Here is an 18,641-nt window from a genome sequence, read left to right on the forward strand (position 1 = left end):
GGATGGCTCGAGGGGAGGAGCCGCCATGCGAGTAGAAGTTCAGGACATCATGACCACCGAGGTCGTCTCGGTCAACGGCAGCACACCGTTCAAGGACATCGCTGAAGTGCTCATCGCGCATGGCGTCAGCGCCGTGCCGGTGGTCGACGCCGAGAACCACGTGCTCGGCGTGGTGTCCGAGGCGGACCTGCTGTGCAAGGAGGAGTTCCGCGAACGTTACTGCGTCGAGGGCTACGAAGCGCCGCTGCGCACGTGGCTGCGCCACCGCCCGCCGGAGGAAGGACCCGACTTCCGGCGCAAGGCCGCCGGGGATACGGCCGCCCAGCTGATGACCGCACCCGCCGTGACCGTGCCGGCCACCGCCTCAGCCGTGATGGCCGCTCGCCGGATGGAGGAGTACGGCGTCAAATGCCTGATCGTCGTCGCCGAAGACGGCACGCTGCAGGGGGTCGTGAGCCGACGTGACCTGCTCAAAGTGTTCGTGCGTGCCGACGCCGACATCGCCCGCGAGATCCGCGAGGACGTGCTGGAGCGCTCGCTGTGGGCGGGAACCTCGAGCGTCACGGTGACGGTGCATCAGGGCGTCGTGACGCTGAGCGGCCGGATGGACCGCCGTAGCGAGACGCTGCTCGCCGTACGCCTGGCCGCACGCGTCGACGGAGTAGTCGACGTGGTCGACGAGCTTCAGTGGAAACAGGACGATACATGGGGCTCATGATGAGCGCAGGTGATGGATCGGTGGACGCGCTGCGGGGCTTCGGGGGCCTTGCGGGGGCGGACTCGACCTGATCGAGGGGGTGGACAGGACGTGCGCGAGGCGATGTCGGCCACCGATGGGACCGCCTGGACGCTCGTGTACCACGGCCTCGACCCTGCTGGGGAAGGGCTGCGGGAGGCGTTGTGCACGCTCGGCAACGGCCGGTTCGCCACCCGGGGCGCCACCCCCGACGGCGAGTACCGCACACCGGGCACCTACGTGGCGGGCTGCTATGACCGGCTCGACTCCGTGGTCGCCGGGCGCACCGTGACGAACCAGGACATCGTCAACCTGCCCGACTGGCTGCCGCTGACGTTCGCCACCCCCGGGTCGGAGTGGTTCCGGCCCGAGCGGTTCGCGCTGCTCGCGTACCGGCACGAGCTCGACCTGTGGCGCGGAGTGCTGGTACGGGATCTGCGCTGGCGCGACGGCGAGGGCCGCGTCACGCGCGTGCGGCAGCGCCGTCTGGTGTCCATGGCGGACCCGTACCTGGCGACCCTGGAGACCACGTTCACCGCCGAGAACTGGGCGGGGCCGATGCGCGTGCGCGCCACGCTGGACGGCCGGGTCTCGAACCGGGGCGTCGCCCGTTACCGCAAGCTGCGCGGCGACCATCTGACCGGGCACGCCACCGGCGCCGAGGACGACCTGGCCTGGCTGACGGCGAGCACCCGATCCTCGCACGCCACCGTGGCCCTCGCCGCCAGGATCGACACCACCCCCGCCGCAGCGGCTCACGCTCTCGAAGCGCAGCTGCCGTCTGAGCTCGGTCGCGCCGTCTCCGCGCGGCCGTCGCCAGGTCCCGGCTACGTCTCCTCCGACCACATGCTGCACCTGACCAGGGGCGAGCCCGCGACGCTCACCAAGATCGTGGCGCTGACGACCTCGCACGACCCCGCCACCCACGACCCCCGCTCGTCCGCGCTCAGGCGCGTACGCCGCGCACCCCGCTTCGACGACCTGCTGGCCCACCACACCGCCGCATGGGAGGAACTGTGGCGGCGCGCCCGGCTCGACGTGGGCAACCTCAGGCTCTCCCGCTCCGTCCACCTGCACATCTTCCACCTGCTCCAGACGCTCTCTCCGCACACCGCCGAGCTCGATGTCGGTGTGCCGGCGCGCGGGCTGCACGGGGAGGCGTACCGGGGACACGTGTTCTGGGACGAGCTGTTCGTGCAGCCGTGGCTGAGCCTGCGCTTCCCCGAGACCTCTCTCGGCCTGCTGCGCTACCGCTGGCGGCGGCTGCCCGAGGCGAGGGCCGCGGCCAGGGAGGCCGGCCATGAGGGCGCGATGTTCCCCTGGCAGAGCGCCAGCGACGGCCGCGAGGAGACCCCGACACTCCACCTCAACCCCATCTCGGGACGCTGGCTGGCCGACCACTCCCGGCTGCAGCGCCACGTCGGCCTGGCCATCGCCTACAACGTGTGGCAGCACTACCTGGCCACCGGCTCCATGCCGTCGTGGTGCGCCGAGCTGCTGCTCGACATCGCCAGATTCTTCGCCTCACTGACCGTGCGGCACGGCGACCGGTACGAGATCCACGGCGTCATGGGACCCGACGAATACCACGACGGCTACCCCGGCGCCGCCGTGCCGGGGCTGGCCAACAACGCGTACACGAACGTCATGACCGTGTGGCTGATGATCCGCGCCCGCGAGACCGCAGCGCTGGTGCCCGGCCTGGAGCCCGCGCCCGCGGAGCTGGCCCGGTGGGATGACATCAGCCGCCGGATGCGGGTGGACTTCCACGACGGCGTGATCAGCCAGTTCACCGGGTACGCGGACCTGCTGGAGCTCGACTGGGACCGCTACCGCGGCGCGCGGCGCCTGGACCGGGCCCTGGAGGCCGACGGCGACGACGTCAACCGCTACAAGGCCTCCAAGCAAGCCGACACGCTCATGCTCTGCTATCTGCTGACCGGCGCCGAGCTGCTCAGCATCCTGGAACGCCTCGGCTACCGGGTCGAACGCGACCTGATCCCCCGTACGGTCTCCTACTACCTGGACCGCACCAGCCACGGCTCGACCCTCAGCGCCGTCGTGCACGCCTGGGTGCTGGCACGTTCCAGGCGTGCGCAGTCCTGGAGGTTCTTCACCGAGGCCCTCTACAGCGACATCGAGGACGTCCAGGGTGGTACCACGGCCGAGGGCATCCATCTGGGCGCCATGGGCGGCACACTGGACCTCCTCCAACGCTGCTATCTCGGCATGGAGCTGCGCTCTGACGGGCTCCGGCTGGATCCCCTGCTGCCCGGCCGGCTCGGCGTGCTGTCCATGCCGATCCGCTACCGCGGGCAACAGATCTTCATCGACGCCGACCACGACGAGGCACGCGTGAACGGCACCGCGTGTCGTTCCTATACGCGAGGAGACGTCATCATGACCGGCACGGGAGATCTCGGACGCCGCATCATCCATTACCGCGAGCGCCTCGGCCTGACCCGCGAGCAGGTCGCCGAGCAGGCGGGCATGTCGCCGGGCTACCTCCAGTACCTGGAGGAGAACCCCGACACGGCCGACGCCGGAGCCCTCTACCGCCTGGCCGACGCCCTGCAGACCACGGTGCACGAGCTGCTGGGCGGCGACCGGGACCGGCCGCCCGGGCACGGGCCTGCCATGGCCAACCCGACGCTGGAGGAGCTGGGCCGGGAGGAGTGCCTGCGGCTGATCGCGCCGGGCGGGATCGGGCGGGTCGCGTTCTACGGCTCCTACGGGCCGACCGTGCTGCCCGTCAACTACACGATGCACCACGGCGCGATCGTCTTCCGCACGGCCTCGGGCGGGCCGATGGACCGCGACCTCCGTACGGGACTGGAAGGCGTGGACATCAAGATCGCCTTCGAGATCGACCAGATCGACGAGACCAACCGCGAAGGGTGGAGCGTCCTGGTGCGGGGGCCTTGCCACCATGTGGCGCCGGACGAGATGGGCGAGGTGGCCGACGTGGGCGTCACGCCATGGGCGGGCGGCGAGCGCCATCTCTACATCCGCATCGTCCCGCACCAGATCACGGGCCGCCGCATCCACGGCATGTGACGCACCCGTACCGGACGCCCGCACTTGACGCCAGCGCGATGGGTATTAATTCCATTTGTGATGGTTTCCGGTGCACGGACGGGGTTCTGGGGTTGTCTCAGCCCGCCGTGTCAGTGATGCAGTCCTGTCGACGGGGAGGGAACCGTGATGGCATGGGATCTCATCCACAAGACCGGGCGAGCGGCCGTCGCGCCCAACCTGGCCGACTATGAGAGCGAATGCCGAGCATTCTCTTGGGAGGCGGCCCAGCGGTCCTCTATCCGCGGATTGCCGGGCGGCCGGGGGCTGAACATCGCGTACGAGGCCGTCGACCGTCACCTGGACGGAGCCCGGCGCGACCATGTGGCGCTACGGTGCGTGAGCAAAGACGATCAGGTCGTGGAGCTGACCTACCGGGATCTTCATGTCGTGACGAACCGCTTTGCCAACGTGCTGCGCGGCCTGGGGGTCGGCAAGGGTGAGAGGGTGTTCACCCTCCTCGGCAGGATGCCCGAGCTGTACGTGACGGTCCTGGGGACGCTGAAGAACCTCAGCGTGCTCTCCCCGCTGTTCTCCGCCTTCGGCCCCGAGCCGATTCGCGAGCGGCTGCGCCTCGGGGACGGGCGCGTGCTGGTGACCACCCCTGAGCTGTACCAGCGGAAGATCGCAGCCATTCGAGAGTCCTTGCTGGGCTTGAAGCACGTGCTGGTGACCGGTGGCGGGCCCGCGCCTGAGGGCACTCTGCTCTTGAGCGGGTTGATGGCGGGCACGAGCGAGGAGTTCGAGATACCGCCCACCGACCCCGAGGACATGGCGCTGCTCCATTTCACCAGCGGTACCACCGGCAAGCCCAAGGGCGCGGTGCATGTGCACCGTGCCGTGGTCGCCCACCACCTGACCGCGCTCTATGCTCTCGATCTGCGCCCGTCGGACGTCTTCTGGTGCACCGCCGATCCCGGCTGGGTCACCGGTATGTCGTACGGCGTCATCGCGCCCCTCAGCCTCGGGCTCACGCTCGTGGTCGACGCGGGTGAATTCGACGCACGCCGCTGGTACCGCATGCTGCAGAACCAGGGAGTGACCGCCTGGTACACCGCCCCGACCGCGCTGCGCATGCTCATGCGCAGCGGCGATGAGCTGCCCCGTGAGTACGATCTGTCCCGGCTGCGGTTCATCGCCAGCGTAGGCGAACCGCTCAACCCCGAGGTGGCGGTCTGGGGCCTGCACGCGCTCGGCCTGCCGGTCCATGACAACTGGTGGCAGACCGAGACCGGCGCCATCATGATCAGCAACTATGCCTCGATGGACATCAAGCCCGGTTCCATGGGACGTCCGCTGCCCGGGATCGAGGCGGCGCTGCTGGAACGGGGCGAGGACGGCCGCGCCCGCGTCGTCGACGGACGCGTGCACGTGATCGAGGAGCCCGACGTCGAAGGGGAGCTCGCGCTGCGACCCGGCTGGCCCTCGATGTTCCGCGGCTACCTGGGCGAGCCGGAGCGGTACGCCAAGGCGTTCGCCGGAGGCTGGTACCTGTCCGGCGACATCGCGCGCAGGGACCGGGACGGGTACTTCTGGTTCGTCGCGCGGGCGGACGACGTGATCAAGTCGGCCGGTCACCTCATCGGTCCGTTCGAGGTCGAATCGGTACTCATGGAGCATCCCGCCGTCGCCGAGGCCGGAGTGATAGGCAGACCAGATCCGGTGGCAGGCGAACTGGTCAAAGCTTTCGTCACCCTCAACCCGGGCTACGAGCCCGCCGAGGCGCTCCGGCGTGAACTGATCGCCTTCGGCCGCCGCAGGCTGGGCGCGGTCGCCCCTAGAGAGCTGGCCTTCGACCAGAACCTGCCGCACACCCGCAGCGGCAAGGTCATGCGCCGTCTCCTCAAAGCCCGCGAACTCGGCCTGCCCGAAGGCGACATCTCGACACTGGAGCGCCCTGCCCAGTGAGCGCCGGTCACCCCGATCCGGCGCGGGCGGCCAGGAAATCCGCCGCTCCTGTCACGGTCGTGAGCGCGGGATAGTCGTCTTCTTCGATGCGGAAACCGCTGGCATCGCTGAGCGTCTCGACGAAGCTGAGGAAATCCAGCGAGTCCAGTTCAAGAAGGTCGCGGAAGTCGGCGTCCGGCGGAAGTGCCGTCAGGTCGGCCTCCGGTGCCACCTCGGCGAGCGCTTGCTCGATGAGTGCCCGGGCCTGCTGCGGTTTCATAGCCCCTCCGGACGGTTGAGCAGCCGGTCGACGGCGGCGAGGAACCGGCCGCCGGTGAAACCGTCGGTAGCACGGTGATCGGCGGCGAGAGTGACGGTGACCACCGGCCGGACCCCGAGCAGTCCGTCGACCGCCCACGGACGGTCAAGGATCTTGCCGAAGCCCACGAGGGCCACCTGCGGGGGGTAGATGACGCCGTGGACCGCCTCCACTCCCTGTTCTCCCAGGTTGGTGACAGTGATGGTGGCCTCGGTCATCTCCGAGCCGCGCATTCGGCCGGAGCGTGACCGGGCCACCAGGTCCCTCAGGGCGGCCATGAGATCGTCGAGATCGCGGTTCGAGGCATCGTGCAGAGCGGGCGCGATCAGGCCGCCGCCTTTGAGTGAGATCGCCACGCCCAGGTTCACCGCCTTGCCGGGCACGAAGGCGTCGTCGATCCAGAAGCCGTTGAGCTGCGGAACCTCCATGGCAGCGCGCGCAGCCGCCTTGAGGAGCAGCACAGCGGGGAGCAACCGGTTGGCCACCGGCAAGTCTCGGTTGCGGGCGCGCAGCCATCCCAGCGCGGCGCTCATGTCCACGGTGGTGCTCAGGTAGTAGTGCGGGATCTCCCGTTTCGACCGGCTCATCGCACGGGCGATCGCCTGGCGCATCGCGTCCCGGCGGCCTTCCGGTCCGGGCTCTCCAGCGGCGGCCGCCTCTACGGCGGGTGCGGCCGGCGCGCCCTCGGCCGGCGGCGCCTCCCTGCGCTCGCCGGCGCGTGCGGCGGCCTCGCGGACGTCATCCGCGCGGATCGCCCCTGTGCGGCCCGTGCCGTGGACGGCGGCGAGGTCGACGCCGAGGTCCAGGGCAATCCTGCGGGCCAGCGGCGATGCCTTCACCCGCGACTCTGCCCGTTCGACGTCCGCGCGGGTCACGCGGCCGCCTGGGCCGGTGCCGTGCACGGTCGCCAGGTCGAGGCCTCGCTTCTCGGCGAGGTGGCGCACGATCGGAGATGTGATGGGCGAGGGCTGCGGGGGAGGTTCTGGCGGGCCGGCCACCGGCTCCGGCGGCGGCCCTGGCTGGGGCCGCTTCTTCGCTGCCCGGGCAGGCGGTCGTTTCCGGGTCGGCCGTTGCGGCGGGGCGGGGACACGAGGCTCGCCCGAGGGCGCGGCTCCGCCGATGAGGGCGAGAGGCGTGCCGACCGGAACCTTCTCACCGACGTCCACCAGCAAGCTCTCCACCGCGCCCGTATGAAACGACTCGACCTCGATCAGGGCCTTGTCGGTGTCGATGACCGCGATGACGTCGCCCTTGCGTACGTGGTCCCCGGGCTGGACCAGCCACTCGGCGACGCTGCCCGCCTCCATGTCGGCGCCGAGCGAGGGCATCCGGAACTGCGCCGGTTCGCCCGTCATGAGGCGACCACTTCTCGAGCCGCCGCGACGATCGCGGGCACCTGGGGAATGGCGGCCTCCTCCAGGTGGCGCGCGTAAGGGATGGGGACCTCGGCCGTGCACACCCGCGCGATCGGCGCGTCGAGCTGGTAGAAGGCGTGTTCGACGATGCGGGCGCTGATCTCGGCCGACAGGCCGCCCGAACGCCAGCCCTCGTCCACGATGACGACGCGGTGCGTCCGGCTGACCGACTCCATGATCGTGGCGTCGTCGAGGGGCCGCAGGATGCGCAGGTCGATCACGTCTGCCTCGATGCCCTCGGCGGCGAGCACATCGGCGGCCGACAACGTCTTTCCCGCAGTGCCGCCGTAGCCGATCACCGTGACGTGCTTGCCGGACCGCCGTAGCGCCGCATGGGAGATGTCCACCGGGCCGGGATGCGGCACCCCTGACAGGTTGTACAGCGAGCCGTGTTCGAAGATCAGAACGGGGTCGGGGTCCTCCAGCGCCGGCCAGAGCATGCCGCGGGCATCCTCCAAGGTGGCGGGTGCGAGGATCTTCAGCCCGGGAATGTGCGCGTACCAGCCTTCCAGGCTGTGCGAGTGCTGGGCGGCGAGCTGCCTGCCGGCTCCCGTGGTCATCCGGATCACCAGCGGAACGTTGAGCTGTCCTCCGGACATGTGCAGGAGTGTCGCGGCGTTGTTCAGAATCTGGTCAAGGGCCAGCAGGGAGAAGTTGACCGTCATCACCTCCACGATCGGCCGCATCCCGCCGAGCGCCGCCCCGATCCCGGCTCCGACGAACGCCGCCTCCGACAACGGGGTGTCACGGATCCGTTCGGGACCGAACTCCTCCAACAGGCCCAGGCTGACGGCGAAGCAGCCGCCGTAGGCTCCGACGTCCTCGCCCATGAGGAAGACGCGCTCATCGCGGCGCATCGCCTCGCGGATCGCCGCCCTCATGGCCTCGCGATACGTCGTCGTGCCCTCTGTCACTACGGCACCTCCGTACGCTCCGTGCCACTCGACGGCGGGATCTCGCTGTAGACGAACTTGCCGAGGTCCTCCAGCGGCTCGACCGGCGCCTGTTCGGCGAAGGCGACGGCCTGATCGATCTCTTCTGCTATCTCCTTCTCCAGCAGGGCGAGATCGTCGCTGGAGAGCTCTTGGGCTGTCGTCATCCGCGCGATGAGGGCATCGATCGGATCGCGCTTCTTCCACTGCTCGACCTCGGTCTTGTCGCGATAGCGCTCTGGGTCGTACATCGAGTGCGCACGGAAACGATAGGTGCGCAGCTCCAGGAAGTGCGGTCCCGCGCCTGCCCGGATCGACTCCGCGGCCCTGTCCGCCGCCTCGGCCACCGCCGGTGCGTCCATGCCGTCCACCGGCCAGGCCACGACGCCGTAACCGGCAGCACGGAGAGCCAGCTCTGTCTGCGCATGCGACCTCGCCAGCGCGGTGCCCATCGCGTACAGATTGTTCTCGCACGCGAACAACACCGGTAGCTTCCAGAGCGCGGCGAGGTTCAGGCACTCGTGGAACTCGCCTTCAGCCATCGCGCCATCGCCGAAGAAGCACACGGTCACACGATTACGCCCCTGGAACCTGTCGGCGAGAGCGAGCCCGACAGCGAGGGGCAGGCCGCCGCCCACGATCGCGCTCCCACCGTAGAAACCGCGGGGGGCGTCGAACAGGTGCATGGAGCCGCCCCGGCCCCGGCTGCATCCTGCCGCCTTGCCGTACATCTCAGCCATGATCGCCGTGGCCGGCACCCCGCGGGCAAGCGCGTGGCCGTGCTCCCGATACGTCGAGACGACCGCATCGTCCGAGTTCAGCGCCTGGCACACCCCGGCGGCCACCGCTTCCTCACCGATGTACAGATGCATGAACCCGCGGATCTTCTCGCTGCTGTAAAGCTCGACGCAGCGCTCCTCGAACCGGCGGATGCGCAGCATCTGGCGCAGCAACTCGCTGTGCTGGGTGGCCCGCGGCCTGCTTTTGCCTGCCATGAGTCTGTCCTCGCGTCCCTGCCTGTCATACCCGGCGCCTACGCCGGCGGCGGGATCGCCACGAAGCCGGAATCATTCGGAGCGAGCCAGCTCACCGATGAGACACGGCCCGCTCAGACAGGTCATAGGCACCCACAAATCTCCGTTCCCCATATGGCGGCAACCATCCACAGAGATCCGCTGGATGGGGTGCCGCTCGGGCGACGAAGGTCACGAAACCGGGGACGTTGGTCCTGGTCGTCAGGGTCGCATGGCACTGGACGGCCGGGCTGCCCGCACCCAGGCTTGAGGGATAGGGCAGACGACGCAAGACGCTGGGGGCCGACATGAAACGTTCGGCAATAGCGGCGATCGCGGCGGGATCGGCGCTGGCCGGCGCGGCGGCGGTGAGCGGCATCGCCGGCGCGGCAGCCGGCACCATGCGGCCGCCGACGGCCACCTGGCAGCAGCCGACCACCCCGCCGACCGACTGGGGTCCAATGGGGCCGTGCGGCTGGATGCACGGCATGCATGTCAGTGACGAGGCCGGCTATCTGACCCAGATGGTGGCCCACCATGAAGAAGCAGTAGCCGCAGCCCGGCAGCTACAGCGCTCGAACCGGCCGGAGATGCGAGCCCTGGGCGCCTCGATCGTCACGACGCAGAACGCCGAGATCGCCACCATGAAGGAGTGGCTCGCCAAGTGGTATCCAGGGCATCCGGGGGCGCGCGACTACCGGCCGATGATGCGCGACCTGTCCAGGCTGTCCGGCGACGCGCTCGATGAGACGTTCCTGCAGGACATGATCCCACACCACATGGCGGCGATCAGGATGTCCCAGCAGTTGCTGGCGTCCGGGCGGGCCGAGCATCCCGAAGTCGCGGAATTCGCCGCCAAGGTACGCGACACCCAGCATGCCGAGATGTTCCAGATGCGCCGCTACCTGGCTGACTGGTTCGGTGAATGGGGTATGCCTTGTGGAAGGTGGGACAGGCGGGGCCCCCACGGGCCATGGCACCGATCGCAGGGATGAACCGGCCCAAGCCAGGCAAGCACTCTTCGTCACCTCTTACATGTGGTCCGTAGTCGGGACCTTCGGCCCTGCCGAGGTCGGCGGGGCCGGCGAATCATCGAAAGAGGAGGTGACTGACGATGAAACAGAGCCATGAGCTGCGATGGGGCGGGCTGGCCGGCGTCGGCGCCATACTGTTCGCCATCATCGGCCGCCTGGTGATGGGGAGCGCGCCGCAGATCACGGAGTCCGCGATGACGATTTCCGCGTACCTGGCCGAGCGCCGGGCCCAGGTGCTGACGGCGGCGTTGCTCTACGCCGTCGCGACGGCGCTGTTCCTGTGGTTCGGCGTGGCGCTGGCCACCGCTTTCCGCCGCGCGGACGAGGCAAGTGACACGCCGGCCCTGGTTCTCGCGGGATACGTGGTCCTGGCTGCCGTCGGGTTCATCGGCATATCCGTGTTCGCCGGGATTACCTACGCAGTCACCATGCATCGGCCTCTGCTGGCCATCGCCGCGGGGCCGTACACCGCGCTGACCGTGATGGATGCCATCACCGGGATCGCGATGGCCGTGCCCTTCGGGGCCTCGGCCGCCGCCATCATGCGCACGCATGTGTTCCCGCTGTGGATGGCCTGGCTCGCCATAGTCGTGGCCGTGGTCGGCGTCCTGAACGCGTTCACGGTCGTCAGCACGGGCGGCGCCTTGGTGCCCGGCGGCCCGGTCCCGGCGATCGTGCTGGGCGTGCTCACGGCGCTGTGGGTGCTGGCCGCAAGCTGGTTCCTCATCCGCGAGCACCTGCCGATCCCCGCTGCGGGGGCGAGGCCGGTGATGGGCCACTAGACCTTCGTCCTCTTGACTACCTCGCGGGGCACCGAAGGCAAGCCGAATGGACGCTCAGGCCTCGGTGAGGGCCCGACCGTGGTCGGCCGCGTACGCGGCAAATACCTCCGCAGGTGTTCCATCCGTGTGAAGGAAACGCTGGTCAAGGATGGTGGCGAGGTCCTCCAACGCCCCAGCGAGCAGGGTGGCCATCAGTCGCACATCTGCCCGTCGGGCTGCCTGCCCGAGATGGGCGAGGTGAGCGGCATAGCCGATCGTGGCCGCCAGGGACGAGTGGTCATCACCGTCATGGAAGTAGTAGGCCTCGGCGTACTGGGTGAAGTCGATGCGGACATGTGCCACCTCGGTGGCCAGGCTTTCCAGCAATGACGCACCTGCAGCGCAGTCGAGCTGCCGCACCGACGGGTCCGAGCGGTCCAGCAGCGCCAACCGGATCGCGAGCACCCGTCGGCGGGTCAGCGTCGGATAGATCTCCAGCACCCAGGAGACGGTGGCCGTCAGGAGGACGAAGCCCATGAGAGCTTCCAGGGGCGAGACCAGGCGGAGCCAGCCTGCGGCAGGCACGATGTCCCCGAGCCCGAGGGTGGCGACCATGACGAGCGACAGGTAGAGGGAGTCGAGCAGTTCCGGCTCCTGCGACAGTCCGGAACCGGGTGCGAAGACGAACGCCTCCGGCATGTGGGGCCAGTAGACGATGGCCCAGCCCAGGATGATGGTGACGGCCCACATGCCGACCACCGTCACCATGGCGAGCGGACCGACGAGCCCCACCACCCGCCTGCGCGCTCGGAGATGCCGGGCCAGTCTCCACAACGCCGCCATGACAAGTCGGCTCAGGCCTCCGTGGCGGGTGGGGTGCCAGAGCGTGTGGAACAGGTCTCGTAGGGCGGCCATGATGAGCGCGGCTCCCAGTAGCGAGACCAACCACTCCATTCATCTCTCCCGCAGTGACCGTCCTGTGGAGCGGCGGGGCGGCCCGTGCGACCAAGGCCGGGTGATCTGCCACCCGAGTCCGGGCCGCGCTTGGAGCCTAGGCTGCAGGCAGCGTCGGTGAACGCAGACTCGCCGTATCTGAGGTGCGGCCAGGCTGCACTGATGAGGGAATGAGCTGTCGCCAGGTTGTTGATCCGGCGCTCGACAGTGTTCCTCTTCTTGTAGAGGTCGGCCTCGTGGTTGGACACTGAGCTTTTCTCCGTAACCGTCGGTGACGGTTTGTGATCGCCCGCGCGGGCTCAATACTTAGCCTTTGCGCTAACCGTTCGGGGCCACCATACTTAGCCGCATGGCACAGTATCCGGCGCAGCTCGACGGGGTCTTCGTCGCCCTCGCCGACCCGACCCGGCGCGCCGTCGTCCGGCGCCTCGGCCACGGGCCCACGAGCGTCGGCGACCTCGCCCGCGAGTTCCCGATGACCCTCCCCTCGTTCATGAAGCATGTGCGGACACTCGAATCGAACGGGCTCATCCGCACGGTCAAGTCCGGCCGGGTGCGCACCTGCGTGCTCAACCGCGAGCGGCTCACCTTGGTCGACGATTGGCTCGCCGAGCAGCGCCGCATCTGGAACGAGCGCACCGACCGCCTCGAACAGTTCGTCACCGACCCAGAGGAGAACAGGCAGTGAATCCCGATCTCGACCTTGCTCTGGAGCGGATCATCCACGCCCCGCGCGCGACCGTATGGAGAGCCTGGACGGACCCGTCCCGGCTTGAGCAGTGGTGGGTCCCGGCTCCGTCCCGCTGCCGGGTGGACCGCCTGGACCTGCGGCCCGGCGGGGCGTTCGTGACCCGGCTGAGCGACGACGGGGCCGAGTTCGTCCCGCACCTGGACGCGTGCTTTCTCGCCGTGGACGAGCTTGAGCGGATCGTGTTCACCAACGCGATCGACAGCACGTGGCGTCCCGCGAGCCCCGCCCCGGTCGCGATGACCGCCACGATCACGTTGAACGATCATCCGGACGGCACGGACTACCGGATTGTCGTCCGGCACGGCGACCCGGAGGCCCGCGCTCATCACGAGAAGCTCGGCTTCGCCGACGGCTGGGGGACGGTCACCGCCCAGCTGGCCGCACGCACCGAGGGCAGGCAATGAAGATCACTCTCACCGAGTTCGTCACGCTCGACGGGGTCAGTCAGGGCCCCGGCTCGCCGGGAGAGGACACCAGCGACGGATTCACCCGTGGCGGCTGGCTCGTCCCCCACATGGACCGGACTTTCGTCCAGCGCGCCTCCGAATGGCTCGACCTCGCCGATGGCCTGCTGCTCGGACGGCGGACCTACGAGGCGTTCGCACGCGATTGGCCGAAGATCACCGACCCGGCCGACCCGTTCACCGAGCGCATGAACACCCTGCCGAAGTACATCGTGACGAACACCCTCACCGAAGGAACCTGGAACCCCACGACCGTCCTCAAGGGCGACCCGGTCCATGCGGTCACCGAACTCAAGGCACAGCCAGGCCGGGAACTCCAGATCCACGGCAGCGCCCGCCTCGGCGACTCCCTGCTGTCGGCGGGCCTGATCGACATGATCCGCCTCGCGGTCGCCCCCGCCGTCCTCCGGACCGGCCGGCGGCTGCTGACCGGCGCGGGCACCCCGTCCGGCCTCCACCTGCTCCGCCACGAAGCCACACCAAACGGCCTGCTGCTCCTGGAATACGAGGTGACCGGCCAAGCACGCCAAGGCGAATACGAGGGCCTCACCGCCTTCGCATAAACGGTCACAGCGGCCCCCAAACCGCCACCGAGGGCACCGACGCGACCGTCGCACTCACCACAGAGGAGCCCAGCGCCGGCAGCGGGCGCTTCGTCTCCCGCCATGGCGAGGTCCCCTGGTCCTGACACCGGCCGTGGTCGGCCCATCAGCCACGACGCCGGCCTCCACCTGCGCACCTCGATGATCTGGATCGGAGCCCTCACCCGGACCCGCCCATTGATCACCACTCGATACGCGCCCTGGCTCAGGCCGACGGCCGGCCAGCGCTGGGCACCATCGCCGGGGTAGCCGGACACGCCGGTGCGGCGCGCCTGGTCGGTCAGCAGGCCGGCGAATCCGCCCTTGCCCTGATTGTGGACCGTGCGCGGCATGCGGACGGCCGTGGCGCGTACCCCGCGCGAGGCCAGGTCCAGCAGCGCGTTGACCGAACGGCCGCGGCCGCCCACCGGCCCGTCGGTCGGCGCGGGATCGGCCTCGGTGGAGGGGCGGCCCGGCACCCAGGGCGTACCTGAGACCGTGACGATCGGGCGGCCGCTGCCGAGCAATTCCTCGCCCAGGGCGGCCAGTGCGGCGCCCTCTTCGGCGATCGACCGCGCGAGGGCCTCGCCGGTGCTGTAGTCGCTGCCGAAGGCCAGGCTGATCACGCCGTCGGCCTGTGCGGCGCCGGCGCGCAGGACGTCGTGGTCGGCCAGTTGTCCGCGCAGCACCTGGGCACCGGCGTCGGCCAGGGCCTGGGCGGACTTGTCCGAGCGGGCCAGCGCGAGGACGGTGTGCCCGCCGGCGAGGAACTCGGCGACGACGGCGGAGCCGATGGTGCCGGTGCCGCCCGTGACAAAGACATGCATGAAACTCTCCCGAAGTGATGAGACCTTTGTCCCATCACCATACATCTCGACGGGACTCTTGTCCCATCACCTATGATGTCGTTCATGGCCCGATGGCAACCGGAGACGACCCAGCGACTCGTCATCGCGGCCGTCGACCTGTTCACCGAGCAGGGGTACGACGCCACCACGGTGGCGCAGATCGCCGAGCGCGCCGGCGTCACCAAGAGCACCTTCTTCCGGCACTTCTCCGACAAACGCGAGTTGCTGGTCGCCGGCCAGGAAAGCCTGAGCCGGCTGCTCACCGAAGGAATCGCCGAGGCGCCCGCGGACGCCAGCCCGCTCGATGCGGTCGCGGCCGGTCTCGAGCGGGCGTCCAGCGCCATGGGACCGGCCAACCGCGAGCTCGGCCCCCGGCTGCGGGCGGCCATAGCGGCCAGCACAGAACTGCAGGAGCGAGACGCACTCAAGAGCGTCGGTCTGGCTGCCGCCATGACCGCCGCGCTCCTCGCCCGCGGCGTCCCGGACCCTACTGCGCACCTCGCGGCCGAGCTGGGTGTCCTCGCCTTCAAGCGGGGCTACGCGCAGTGGTCGGAAGGCGATCGTGACGACTCGCGAGGGCTCGCGCATCACGCGCTGGCCGCTCTGCAGGAGCTGCGCACGGCAACGGCTTCACTCGGCTGACCGGCTCCGCCGGGGCCTCAGAGCGTGACGGAACGCTCCCAGGTGCTCCAGGTGCATCACATCCGAGGAGATGTGCCGTCCGACAGCCCCGCTGCCCGAGCCAGCACGAGCCCGGCCAGCACGTCGGTCTCCAACGCCTCCAGGTCCTATGCGGTTGCCGGAGCACGCGCCACCCGAAAATCCTTCACCACCGCCAGCTCCGCGCCGGAGCAGATTCCGCACCTGATCCGGCAGGGCCCGTAACGAATGTGGCGGCCGCGGCAAATCAGCGACGCGTTCGAATTGCCGGACGCCGACGGCATCCGCGCGGCGCTGCAGGCGATGGCCGGGCGTGGGCTGCTGGTCAAGAACGCCTCCTGCCGCTACGGCCTGCCGTCCGGGGGCAAGGAGGGCTTGGCCATGACCTGATGTTCTCGCAGCGACGTGATCGTCCGCTGATATGAGCTGGCCGCCGCCGAGGCTACGTGCCGCAGCGCGACACCCCCTTCGAAGGGTGGGCGCTATGGCTTGCAGGCTACTTGAGGTAGGGGTTGCTCCGAACGACGGCGAGGTTGCCGAGCCCCAAGGTGGCGCCGGCGTTGGCGAGGGCGAGGCCGACCAGGACGATGGAGTAGATGATGTGATCGTCCATGAAGGGGTTGTTGTCCAGGGGCAGTTCGGCCGCCCACATGAGGACCAGCATCAGGCTGCCGGTGACGGCGGCGATCCGGGTGCCTACGCCCAGGATCAGCGCCAGGCCGATGCCGAGCAGGCCGACCATGAACAGCCAGTCCACCCAGGCCTGCCCGGCCAGGCTGGAGAAGAAGCCGCCCAGCGCGTTCTCGCCGGTGCCCTTGAGGAAACCGCTCGTGGGGCTGCCGCCGGAGATCCAGGCGCGGTTGGCAGGAGTGGCGAACCCCCAGCCGAAGGTCTTGTCCAGGAACGCCCACAGGAAGATCCACCCGATCGAGATGCGAGCAACGGCCCAGACGTAGTCGACGGGGCGGCGTGCGGCGGGATTGCCGGTTACCACGACGGACCTGTTGGCGGTGGTGGCCATGGTGGTCCCCTTTCAGTGGAAGTCACCGGCTGGATCGTCCAGCCGCCCAGCAAGGTCGCCACCGAAGACCTGGCCAAACTCGACCAGATTACTGCCCGTTGCCCGGAACTCGCCTCGGTCACCGAGTTGACGCGCCAGTTCGCCGAGATGCTCGTCCACCGTCGCGGCGAGCAGGACCCGGAAGGCTGGGCGGCGCGAGCGGAGGCCAGCCCCGCGCGGGAACTGCGCGACTTCCTCGCTGGCCTTCGCCGGGACTGGGCAGCCGTCAAGGCCGGGCTCACCCTGCCCTACAGCTCCGGGGTCGTGGAAGGCAACGTGAACCGCATCAAGATGATCAAACGGATCATGTACGGGCGAGCCGACCCTGACCTTCTCCGCGTCCGTGTCCTGCACGGCTACTGATCACGGAAAGTGGGCCAGACCCCATGAGTGCACTGCGCTTGACACGTCTCGACGACTCACCTGCGGGGCAGGACAACGAAACCGGCGGTTTTGTCGGTACGTTTGACGATTGTCACGGTCAGTTGCAGAACGGTCTTGGCTCAGGCCACCAGACGTCCGGCGTAGCCGCCATCGGCCCAGACGAGACTGATCGTGGAGAACCGTTCGCGCAGCAGCGCCGGCAATCGGTGAGCGCCGTCGCGGTCTTGCATGCTGGCGGCGGTGACAGTCACTCAGCCCAGCGCAATTGCGGTCCACGACACCGGCGGCAGCTCGATGCTGAGCAGCCCGTCGGACAGGATCGCGCTCGGGTTCGCGTGCGGGGTCACGCGGTTCTGCTCGGTGAGTGTGTTCTTCGCATACGCATCCGGGTCGGCCAGTGTGACCGCCTCCAGAATCCGCGAGGAGCCGAGGCTGCGCACATCGACCGTGACCTGAGTGGCCTGCGAAAGCCCGCGGTTGACGAGGAAGACCGCGGCCCGGTCCTCGTCGACGGTCGCGACGGCGTCGACGACAGACGCCTCCCCATGGCGTGCCGTCGTGTAGGTCGGCGCCTCGACAACGGGCCGGATCACCTCACCGGCGGCAAGCCGGCTGGTGATCGAGAACGGGTAGAAGGTCGTCTGCCGCCAGGCAGGGCCGCCGGGCTCGGTCATGATCGGCGCGATCACGTTGACCAGTTGCGCGAGCGAGGCCGAGGTGACGCGGTCGCTGTGCTTGAGCAGCGTCATCAGAAGGTTGCCGACGACGACGGCGTCCGCCACCGAGTAGACGTCCTCCAGCTGCCGGGGGGCGTGCCGCCACTCGTCGTTGACCTCGTCGGACTCGTGGTGCTCTTTTTGGTACCAGACGTTCCACTCGTCGAACGAGATGTTGATCTTCTTGTTGGAGCGTTTCTTGTAGCCCACGTGGTCGGCGGTCGCGACGACGGTGTCGATGAAGTAGTCCATGTCGGTCGCCGAGGCGAGGAAGGAGCCGAGGTCGCCGTCGAGCTCCTGGTAGTAGGCGTGGCAGGAGACGTAGTCGACGTGGTCGTAGGTGTGCTCGAGCACCGTGCGCTCCCAGTCGCCGAAGGTCGGCATCCAGGAGCCGGAGGAGCCGCAGACCACGAGTTCGAGGTCCTTGTCGGCCATCTTCATCGCGCCGGCGGTACGGGCGGCGAGCTTGCCGTAGTCGTCGGCCGTCATGAAGCCGGTCTGCCAGGGTCCGTCCATCTCGTTGCCGAGGCACCACATGCGCACGTTGTGCGGCTCCGGCGTGCCGTTGGCGACACGCAGGTCCGACAACGCCGTACCGGACGGGTGGTTGGCGTACTCGAGCAGGTCCAGGGCGGGCAGGATGCCCCGCGTGCCGAGGTTCAACGCGAGCATCATCTCGGAGTCGGTGAGCTTGAGCCAGCGGGCGAACTCGTCCAGGCCGACCTGGTTCGACTCCAGCGAATGCCAGGCGAGGTCGCGGCGCACCGGGCGCTTGTCGCGGGGGCCGACCGAGTCCTCCCAGCGGAAGCCGGAGACGAAATTGCCGCCCGGGTAGCGGACGGTCCTGGTGCCCAGCTCTCTGACCAGTTCGACGACGTCCATACGGAACCCGTCCTCGTTCGCGCTCGGGTGTTCCGGCTCGTAGAGCCCGGTGTACACGCAGCGGCCGAGGTGTTCGACGAACGAGCCGAAGGTGCGGCGTCGGACAGGAGCGATGACGGCCTGCTTGTCGACAATGACGTGGGCGCGGGGCAATGCAGTGGTCCTTTGC

Annotated in this window: 20 protein-coding genes and 1 pseudogene; 12 read left to right on the top strand and 9 right to left on the bottom strand. The window is 69.0% G+C overall.

All coding sequences use genetic code 11. From position 1 onward, the window contains the following. Nucleotides 1-25 precede the first annotated feature (25 nt). The 3 genes from ABD830_RS39165 (at nt 26) to acsA (ending at nt 5,719) form a co-directional block, all read left to right on the top strand. The gene (locus ABD830_RS39165; protein WP_344998882.1) at nt 26-718 is read left to right on the top strand and encodes a CBS domain-containing protein; all 693 of its coding nucleotides are present in this window, start codon (nt 26-28) and stop codon (nt 716-718) included. Between the two features lie 90 nt (nt 719-808). Further along, nucleotides 809-3,793, top strand: a complete 2,985-nt coding sequence (locus ABD830_RS39170) for a pyridoxamine 5'-phosphate oxidase family protein (RefSeq protein WP_344998884.1) — start codon at nt 809-811, stop codon at nt 3,791-3,793. Nucleotides 3,794-3,940: 147 nt separating this feature from the next. Then, complete coding sequence (gene acsA / locus ABD830_RS39175; protein ID WP_344998886.1) at nt 3,941-5,719, top strand: acetate--CoA ligase; 1,779 nt, start codon at nt 3,941-3,943, stop codon at nt 5,717-5,719. 7 nt (nt 5,720-5,726) lie between these two features. Here acsA and ABD830_RS39180 read toward each other — a convergent pair whose 3' ends face one another. From ABD830_RS39180 to pdhA, 4 genes are read right to left on the bottom strand one after another with little or no spacing between them, the layout of a single operon-like run. Continuing rightward, the gene (locus ABD830_RS39180) at nt 5,727-5,978 is read right to left on the bottom strand and encodes an acyl carrier protein (RefSeq protein WP_344998888.1); all 252 of its coding nucleotides are present in this window, start codon (nt 5,976-5,978) and stop codon (nt 5,727-5,729) included. Beyond that, on the bottom strand, nt 5,975-7,372 hold the full coding sequence (locus ABD830_RS39185; protein WP_344998890.1) for a dihydrolipoamide acetyltransferase family protein: 1,398 nt from the start codon (nt 7,370-7,372) through the stop codon (nt 5,975-5,977). The genes ABD830_RS39180 and ABD830_RS39185 overlap by 4 nt, the downstream gene beginning before the upstream one ends. After that, a complete protein-coding gene (locus tag ABD830_RS39190) occupies nt 7,369-8,346 on the bottom strand; it encodes an alpha-ketoacid dehydrogenase subunit beta (RefSeq protein ID WP_344998892.1) in 978 nt (325 codons plus the stop codon). Before ABD830_RS39190 ends, ABD830_RS39185 begins: the two co-directional genes overlap by 4 nt. Continuing rightward, nucleotides 8,346-9,359: a pyruvate dehydrogenase (acetyl-transferring) E1 component subunit alpha gene (pdhA, locus tag ABD830_RS39195; RefSeq protein ID WP_344998894.1), complete on the bottom strand. Its 1,014-nt coding sequence runs from the start codon at nt 9,357-9,359 to the stop codon at nt 8,346-8,348. The genes ABD830_RS39190 and pdhA overlap by 1 nt, the downstream gene beginning before the upstream one ends. 326 nt (nt 9,360-9,685) lie before the next feature. Here pdhA and ABD830_RS39200 point away from each other — a divergent pair, with 326 nt between their 5' ends. Together ABD830_RS39200 and ABD830_RS39205 are read left to right on the top strand one after the other, a co-directional pair. Next, the gene (locus tag ABD830_RS39200) at nt 9,686-10,372 is read left to right on the top strand and encodes a DUF305 domain-containing protein (RefSeq protein WP_344998896.1); all 687 of its coding nucleotides are present in this window, start codon (nt 9,686-9,688) and stop codon (nt 10,370-10,372) included. A gap of 119 nt (nt 10,373-10,491) precedes the next feature. Next, nucleotides 10,492-11,193, top strand: a complete 702-nt coding sequence (locus ABD830_RS39205) for a hypothetical protein (RefSeq protein ID WP_344998898.1) — start codon at nt 10,492-10,494, stop codon at nt 11,191-11,193. A gap of 54 nt (nt 11,194-11,247) precedes the next feature. On the opposite strand, the gene ABD830_RS39210 is transcribed toward ABD830_RS39205, so the two are convergent. After that, nucleotides 11,248-12,126 (bottom strand): potassium channel family protein, encoded by an 879-nt coding sequence (locus tag ABD830_RS39210; RefSeq protein WP_344998900.1) that lies wholly within the window; start codon nt 12,124-12,126, stop codon nt 11,248-11,250. Nucleotides 12,127-12,475: 349 nt separating this feature from the next. Here ABD830_RS39210 and ABD830_RS39215 point away from each other — a divergent pair, with 349 nt between their 5' ends. From ABD830_RS39215 to ABD830_RS39230, 4 genes are all read left to right on the top strand, one after another. Next, on the top strand, nt 12,476-12,814 hold the full coding sequence (locus tag ABD830_RS39215; RefSeq protein ID WP_344998902.1) for an ArsR/SmtB family transcription factor: 339 nt from the start codon (nt 12,476-12,478) through the stop codon (nt 12,812-12,814). Further along, a complete protein-coding gene (locus tag ABD830_RS39220; protein WP_344998904.1) occupies nt 12,811-13,281 on the top strand; it encodes an SRPBCC domain-containing protein in 471 nt (156 codons plus the stop codon). Before ABD830_RS39215 ends, ABD830_RS39220 begins: the two co-directional genes overlap by 4 nt. Then, nucleotides 13,278-13,904, top strand: coding sequence for a dihydrofolate reductase family protein (locus ABD830_RS39225; protein WP_344998906.1), 627 nt, complete (start codon nt 13,278-13,280; stop codon nt 13,902-13,904). Before ABD830_RS39220 ends, ABD830_RS39225 begins: the two co-directional genes overlap by 4 nt. A 369-nt stretch (nt 13,905-14,273) precedes the next feature. After that, nucleotides 14,274-14,522, top strand: a complete 249-nt coding sequence (locus ABD830_RS39230; protein ID WP_344998908.1) for a hypothetical protein — start codon at nt 14,274-14,276, stop codon at nt 14,520-14,522. Between the two features lie 14 nt (nt 14,523-14,536). On the opposite strand, the pseudogene ABD830_RS39235 reads toward ABD830_RS39230, so the two are convergent. Further along, nucleotides 14,537-14,794, bottom strand: a pseudogene (locus ABD830_RS39235) (NmrA family NAD(P)-binding protein); the annotation flags it as partial. Nucleotides 14,795-14,833: 39 nt separating this feature from the next. Here ABD830_RS39235 and ABD830_RS39240 point away from each other — a divergent pair. After that, on the top strand, nt 14,834-15,412 hold the full coding sequence (locus ABD830_RS39240) for a TetR/AcrR family transcriptional regulator (protein WP_344998910.1): 579 nt from the start codon (nt 14,834-14,836) through the stop codon (nt 15,410-15,412). Nucleotides 15,413-15,694: 282 nt separating this feature from the next. Next, a complete protein-coding gene (locus tag ABD830_RS39245) occupies nt 15,695-15,820 on the top strand; it encodes a hypothetical protein (RefSeq protein WP_344998912.1) in 126 nt (41 codons plus the stop codon). A 106-nt stretch (nt 15,821-15,926) separates the two neighbouring features. Here ABD830_RS39245 and ABD830_RS39250 read toward each other — a convergent pair whose 3' ends face one another. Then, nucleotides 15,927-16,451 (bottom strand): DoxX family membrane protein, encoded by a 525-nt coding sequence (locus ABD830_RS39250; protein ID WP_344998914.1) that lies wholly within the window; start codon nt 16,449-16,451, stop codon nt 15,927-15,929. A 15-nt stretch (nt 16,452-16,466) separates the two neighbouring features. On the opposite strand from ABD830_RS39250, the gene ABD830_RS39255 reads away from it, so the two are divergent. Continuing rightward, nucleotides 16,467-16,853: a transposase gene (locus tag ABD830_RS39255; RefSeq protein WP_344998916.1), complete on the top strand. Its 387-nt coding sequence runs from the start codon at nt 16,467-16,469 to the stop codon at nt 16,851-16,853. A gap of 140 nt (nt 16,854-16,993) precedes the next feature. Here ABD830_RS39255 and ABD830_RS39260 read toward each other — a convergent pair whose 3' ends face one another. Both ABD830_RS39260 and arfA read right to left on the bottom strand, forming a co-directional pair. After that, nucleotides 16,994-17,125, bottom strand: a complete 132-nt coding sequence (locus tag ABD830_RS39260; protein WP_344998918.1) for a hypothetical protein — start codon at nt 17,123-17,125, stop codon at nt 16,994-16,996. Continuing rightward, a complete protein-coding gene (arfA, locus tag ABD830_RS39265) occupies nt 17,126-18,625 on the bottom strand; it encodes an arabinosylfuranosidase ArfA (protein WP_344998920.1) in 1,500 nt (499 codons plus the stop codon). Between the last annotated feature and the right edge of the window lie 16 nt (nt 18,626-18,641).

The organism is Nonomuraea helvata, assembly GCF_039535785.1.
Taxonomy (GTDB): Bacteria; Actinomycetota; Actinomycetes; order Streptosporangiales; family Streptosporangiaceae; genus Nonomuraea; species Nonomuraea helvata.